6 protein-coding genes are annotated in these 6,052 nt (G+C 71.3%); 1 reads left to right on the top strand and 5 read right to left on the bottom strand.

Annotated features, from left to right (window positions below):
* Positions 1 to 153 precede the first annotated feature (153 nt).
* The gene (locus VFN12_RS11300) at positions 154 to 678 is read right to left on the bottom strand and encodes a hypothetical protein (protein ID WP_325118783.1); all 525 of its coding nucleotides are present in this window, start codon (positions 676 to 678) and stop codon (positions 154 to 156) included.
* A 169-nt stretch (positions 679 to 847) separates the two neighbouring features.
* Here VFN12_RS11300 and VFN12_RS11305 point away from each other — a divergent pair, with 169 nt between their 5' ends.
* Positions 848 to 2,227: an HNH endonuclease signature motif containing protein gene (locus VFN12_RS11305; protein WP_325118784.1), complete on the top strand. Its 1,380-nt coding sequence runs from the start codon at positions 848 to 850 to the stop codon at positions 2,225 to 2,227.
* Positions 2,228 to 2,305: 78 nt separating this feature from the next.
* Here the strand turns inward: VFN12_RS11305 and VFN12_RS11310 are convergent, their stop codons facing one another.
* From VFN12_RS11310 to VFN12_RS11325, 4 genes are all read right to left on the bottom strand, one after another.
* Entirely contained in the window at positions 2,306 to 3,517 is a 1,212-nt protein-coding gene (locus VFN12_RS11310) for a bifunctional RNase H/acid phosphatase (protein ID WP_325118785.1), read from the bottom strand.
* Positions 3,518 to 4,261, bottom strand: a complete 744-nt coding sequence (locus tag VFN12_RS11315; protein WP_422656557.1) for a zinc ribbon domain-containing protein — start codon at positions 4,259 to 4,261, stop codon at positions 3,518 to 3,520.
* Positions 4,262 to 4,273: 12 nt separating this feature from the next.
* Positions 4,274 to 5,407, bottom strand: coding sequence for a Nif3-like dinuclear metal center hexameric protein (locus VFN12_RS11320; protein WP_325118787.1), 1,134 nt, complete (start codon positions 5,405 to 5,407; stop codon positions 4,274 to 4,276).
* Between the two features lie 133 nt (positions 5,408 to 5,540).
* The coding region (locus VFN12_RS11325; protein WP_414690037.1) for an AMP-binding enzyme at positions 5,541 to 6,052 on the bottom strand (512 nt) is incomplete at its 5' end.

Raw genomic sequence — 6,052 nt, forward strand, 5'->3', positions numbered from 1 at the left:
TTCTCGCGTGGCTTCTTCCCTGACGGCGTCCGGCGTGCCGAGGTCGAGTCCCTGGCCGCCTGGTCAGCGACCAAGGACGAACCCTCGCCTTGGGTCACCCGCGTATGGACCTGACCTTGGCAGGCCGCGCGGATCGCGGCAGATGAGTGCGTTTCAGTCGGGCGGGTCGAAGGTGACCTCGCTCGTCCGGAAGGTCTCGCTGCCCTCGCTCGGCACGATCGTCACGAGGAAGTCGGCCAACGCTGTCGGGCCGGGACGCCCATCGGCCCCACGTGCACCGGGCTCCTCGTCCCAAGCCACGATCGACGCGCGAACGGCATAGCGCCCTTCGGGCAACAAGAGGGTCACCGGGCTCCTCTGTTCATCTCCCACTGCCTCGATACCGCTCAGGAACACCGGGCCGCCGTCGGCCACGAGCAGGTACGGCTGGCTGGTCACGACGGTGTACCTAGCCTCGCGCTCCGTTGCCGTGTCGGGGGCTACAGCGATGCGCACGCCGAAGGCTCCGTCGCCTTGAATCCCCACGGGAACCAACTCGCCGGATCGGATCGCGTCCGGGAGCCGGTCGTTGACCCGATCTTCCCAGGCGTCATAACCATCCACCTCAGCGAATGCAGATGCTCGCCACAGCGCCAGACATCCGCCGTCGGTGGCCACGGTCGCAACTGCATCGGGCACGGGAGCAAGGTATCGACGCCGACGACGAAGAGCACGCTCATCGGCAGAACCGCGCACGGACAGCGGCAGTCGAGCGCGCTTGCGGCGCGTGCGCAAGACCCTCGGCGAGCTCGATCTGGGTGTGCAAGGTCGCCCCTGATTGTCGGCGGTTCCGTCTAGACTCGAACACATGATCGAACACCGGCTCAGGGAGGGCGGCGCCGCCGACCTGCTGTCGGCAGCCAAGGAGCGTCGTCGGGTCGCCGATGCGGCGGAGGCGGAGCTGCTCGAGCTGGCTTGTGCGTGGGCGGATGCGCATCCGCCGGAGTCGATCCACCATGCCGCCTCGTTCCTTGTTTCCGGGACCGAGCACGAGGAGCAGATCGCCGGCGAGGGGTGCCCCCTGGTGGCCGAGTTCTGCATCGGCGAGTTCGGCGCCGTGCTCGGCCTGTCCACGGTCTCGGCCAAGCATCTGATCGGGCAGGCGCTCGAGCTGCGCCACCGCCTCCCGCGGCTCTACCGTCGCGTGCTGAACGGCGGGGTGCCGGCATGGCGGGCCCGCCGGGTCGCCGAGGCGACCATCCACGCCCACCCCGCTCTGTCGAAGGCGGCGGCCGGATGGGTGGACGTCCAGGTGGCGCCGTTCGCGGCCCGCTCCGGAGTTGCGCAGGTGGACCGGCTGGTGGCCGAGGCGATCCGCCGGTTCGGACCTGCGGTGCCCCCAGTGGATCCGGACGACCCCCACCCGATCGGTCCCGATCCGCGCCATGTGACCGTGGACCGCGACCAGGTCGCCTACGCCGGCACGCTGCGGGTCGAAGCCGAGCTCGACATCGCCGACGCCCACGACCTCGACCTCGCCGTCGCGCACGGCGCCGAGGCGCAGAAGGCCCTGGGCTCGACCGAAGGCCTCGGCGCGCGCCGGGCCAAAGCACTGGGTCAACTCGCCCGCCACCAGCTCGCCCTCTACCTCGCCGGCGGAGCCATCGGGCTTTCGCCAACACCGCCCACCGACGGAGTTCGGCTGCCGGCACCCCGCCAGGTCGAGCTACACCTCCACTTCCCGGCGAGCCTGGCCCGCGAAGACGTCGGCGGCTCGGTCGTGATCGATGAGCTCGGTCGGCTCGAGGAGGGCCACCGGCTGGTGCTGCTCGACCAGGTCAAGGCCTGGTGCGCCGACAGCCACACCCGGGTGGTGGTGAAGCCGGTGATCGACCTGGCCGAGCACATCCGGGTCCACAGGTACGCCGTGCCCGACCGGCTGCGAGAGCAGGTGATCCTGCGCGACGGCACCTGTGTCTTCCCTTGGTGCACCCGCCCGGCCCGGCGGTGCCAGATGGACCACGTCATCCCCTACGACCACGACGAACCCGACCGGGGTGGACCGACCGCCACCGACAACATCGCCGCGCTGTGCACCAGGCACCATCGACTCAAGACTCATGGTCGATGGCGCTACCGCATGATCGCGCTCGGTGTCTTTCGCTGGACCAGCCCCCACGGCCACGAGTTCCACCGCGACCACACCGGCACCACCGCAATCACCCCGCCCGAGCACCGACGACGATGACCCCGCCCCACACCCCGCCACCACGAGTCGGCGGGGTCACTGGCACGTCTGTGCCGCGGCAAGAAGCGCCCGCCGTGCCTACCAGCGCGGCCCGGCCGCGAACACGTCGTTGCCGGGAGGCAGGGCGTTGTACATCCGCAGCGAGGCGCGGGGCTCGTCTCCCGCGCTGCCTCCGGTGAAGAACGACAGCACGGTGACGGACGCGGGGCTCAGCTCCATCCGGAACACCGAGGTGAGCGGGGCGTCGACCGCGTGCGCGACGAGGGTCTTGATCGGCGTCACGTGGCTGACCACGACCACGGTGCGGCCCGCGTGATCGTCGAGGAGGCGCTGCAACCCGGCCAGCACCCGCTCCTCGACCGAGCGGAAGGACTCACCCGTGCCTCCCGGGGCGGCGTCGAGGGATCCCAGCCAGGCGTCGAGGTCGGCCTGGTGCTTCTCGGCCACCTCGGCGAAGGTCAGCCCGTCCCAGGCCCCGAACTCCATCTCCGCGAAACCAGGCTCCTCCTCGAGCGGGTGGCCCAGCGCCTCAGCGAGGATCTCCGCGGACTCCCGGGTGCGGCGTACCGGTGAGGTGACCACCCCGTCCACCCGGTCCGCCAGCGGCGAGAGCCACGACGCCACCGCCCGGATCTGGTCACGGCCCTCGTCGCTGAGCCCGGGGTTGGCGCTGGCGAGGCCGCCGGAGAACCGCTTCTCGGTCGTGTGGGCGGTGACGCCGTGCCGGACCAGGACCAGCGTGGTCGGCGGGCCGGCCGCCGGGGCCCAGCCGCGGTAGCCGGTCTCCGCCTGCTCCGAGGGGCTCTCGATCTCCTCGATCAGCGACTCCGGCTCGGCCTCGGCGCCGGGGACGCTCACGCCCTCCCGCGTGCCGTCGAGAGCCTCGTTGGCGAGGCGGTCGGCGTGCTGGTTCTGCTCGCGCGGCATCCAGGTGTACGTCGTCCCGGAAGGCGCGAGGCGATTGGCCTCGATCGCGAGCGGCTTCATGCTGGCGTGCTTGATCTTCCAGCGGCCCGACATCTGCTCGACCACGAGCCTGGAGTCCATGCGGACCTCGATGTCGGCCTCCGGCGCGAACTCCGCGGCCAGGTTCAGTCCCGCGATCAGGCCGGAGTACTCGGCGACGTTGTTGGAGGCGATGCCGATGGTCGAGGCGTCCTCGGCGATGACCTCACCGGTGTCGGCATCCTTGAGCACCGCGCCGTAGGCCGCAGGCCCGGGGTTACCGCGGGACCCGCCATCGGCCTCGATGACGACGCGCCGGTGCTGTGCCCCATTGCTTCGGGCCACTCAGAGACCGCTCTCGTGGGTGCGGACCAGGATTCGCTGGCACTCCTCGCACCGGATGACCTCGTCGCTCGGTGCCTTGCGGATGACGGCCAGCTCGGCGTTGTCGAGGGAGAGCCGGCAGCCGCCGCACTCCCGTGCCCGCAGTGCGGCGGCACCGACGCCGCCCTTGTGCTGCCGGAGCCGGTCGTAGAGCGCCATCAGGTCGTCGGGGATGTCCGCGGCCGTCGGCGTCCGCTCCGACTCGACCCTGGCGAGCTCCTCGTCGATCTCCCGCAGCTGCCGGTCGCGGGCCTCGCCGAGGACCGCGAGCCGCTCGTCGGCCGCGCGCAGCTGCTCGAGCAGGGAGTCGAGCGCCTGCTGGGCCTCCTCCACGCGTTCCATCACCTCGAGCTCCTCGTCCTCGAGCGAGGTGATCCGCCGCTCGAGGGACACCCGCTCGTGCTGCATCCGCTCGAGGTCCTTGGGGTTGGTGACCAGTCCCTGGTCCATCCGGTCACGGTCCCGCGCGCGGCGGGCCTTGACCTGCTCGACGTCGGCGTCGATCTTCTTCTGCTCGACCGTCAGGTCGTCGACGGTGATCCGGGCATCTCGGCTCTGACCCTCGAGCTCGGCCCGGGTCTGCCCGAGCTTCTCGATCTCACCGAGCTCCGGCAGGTGCGTCCGCCGGTGCCGGAGCTGATCGGCTCGCGCGTCGAGCTCCTGGACGTCGAGCAGCTTCAGTTGGACGAACGGGTCGGCTTTCAGCGTCGGCTCCTTCTAGATGCGGAAGTTCCAGGGGTCGGTGCGGATCGTGCTCACCCGGGTCTCCACCGTATCCCCCGCTCCGATCCCGCCCAGCGCGTCCTCGAGCTTCGCCCGGACCACGGGCAGCCAGGTCCACTCAGCGGCCCAGTGCGCCACGTCGACGAGGGCGGGCCCCTCCTGCTCGCGGAACTCGCTCGCGGGGTGGTGGCGCAGGTCGCTGGTGACGTAGACGTCGGCGTCGGTGCCGCGCACGGCGTCGAGCAGGAAGTCGCCGGCTCCCCCGCACACCGCCACCCGGCGTACGACCCGGTCCGGGTTGCCGGCGACCCGCACCCCGGGGGCGGTCTCGGGCAGGGCTCGCGCCACGTGCTCGGCGAAGTGCTGGAGCGTCGTCTGCGGGACCGAGCCGATCCGGCCGACCCCGGCCTCGGAGACGCCCGGGTCGGCCAGCTCGAGGACGTCGTAGGCCGGCTCCTCGTAGGGGTGCGCGGCCAGCATCGCCGACACCACGGCGGTACGACGGCGGCGCGGCAGCACCGACTCGATCCGGACCTCGTCGACCACCTCGACGTTGCCGACCGATCCGACGGTCGGGTTGGCGCCCTCGAGCGGCCGGAACCTGCCCTCGCCCGTCGTGGAGAACGAGCACCGGTCGTAGTCGCCGATCGCCCCGGCACCCGCCTCGGCGACGGCGTCGCGGACGTGGTCGGCCTTCTCGGCGGGCACGAACACGACGAGCTTGTCCATGGCCGGGCCGGTCGCGCCGGTCAGCGGAGACAGGTCGGTGAGCCCGAGCGCGCGGCCCATCGAGTCGGAGACCCCGTCCACGGCGCGGTCCGCGTTGGTGTGGGCGGTCAGCAGGGCGCAACCGGCCCCGGCGAGCGCGCTGACGGTCCGGCCCTTCGGCGTGGTGGCGGCGAACCCGTGCACCGGCTTGAGGAACAGGGGGTGGTGCACCACGAGCAGGTCGGCGCCCCACGCGACCGCCTCGGCGGCCACCTCGGGGGCCGGATCCACCGCGAACAGCACCTTGCCGACGGCGGCCGACGGCTCGCCGGCCACCAGCCCGACGGCATCCCAGGAGTCGGCGGTCTCGGGCGGGTACCACCCGTGGACCAGGTCGACGATCTCGCGCAGCGTCGGCATGTCCAACAGGCTATCCACCCTTGAACTGGTGCGAACGTGCCGCCAACCGGTGGTTGAGGTGCGAACGTGCCGCCAACCGGTGGTTGAGGTGCGAAGGCCCGCTGAGGGCCTGAGCCTCGAAACCCCCGGACACTCAGTTGACCTGGCGGTCCCGTCCCTCCCAGTAGGGCTCGCGCAGCTTGAACTTCTGCAGCTTGCCGGTCGCGGTCCGGGCCAGCTCGTCACGGAACTCCACCGTCGTCGGCGCCTTGTAGCCGGCGGCCTTCTCCTTGCACCAGCGGATCAGCTCCTCCTCGGTGACGGACTCGTCCTCGGCCAGCACCACCAGCGCCTTGATCGTCTCGCCCCACTTCTCACTGGGCACGCCGATGACGGCCACCTCGGCGACGGCGGGGTGGCTGAAGATCACGTCCTCGACCTCGATCGAGGAGACGTTCTCCCCGCCGGTGATGATGACGTCCTTCTTGCGGTCGCTGATCGTCAGGTAGCCGTCGTCGCCGATGACGCCGCCGTCGCCGGTGTGGAACCAGCCGTCGGCCAGCGCCCGCGCGGACTCCTCGGGCTGCTCCCAGTAGCCCTCCAGCACGACGTTCGACCGCGCGAGCACCTCGCCGGCTGCCCCAGAATCGGGCCCAGCCTCGTCCT

The sequence above is a fragment of the Nocardioides sp. genome, assembly GCF_035703625.1.
Lineage (GTDB): Bacteria > Actinomycetota > Actinomycetes > Propionibacteriales > Nocardioidaceae > Nocardioides.

What these genes read in the sequence shown, in the direction of transcription:
- VFN12_RS11305 (WP_325118784.1), top strand. Translation starts at nt 848, where the DNA reads ATGATCGAACACCGGCTCAGGGAGGGCGGCGCCGCCGACCTGCTGTCG.
- VFN12_RS11320 (WP_325118787.1), bottom strand. Translation starts at nt 5,407, where the DNA reads ATGCCGACGCTGCGCGAGATCGTCGACCTGGTCCACGGGTGGTACCCG.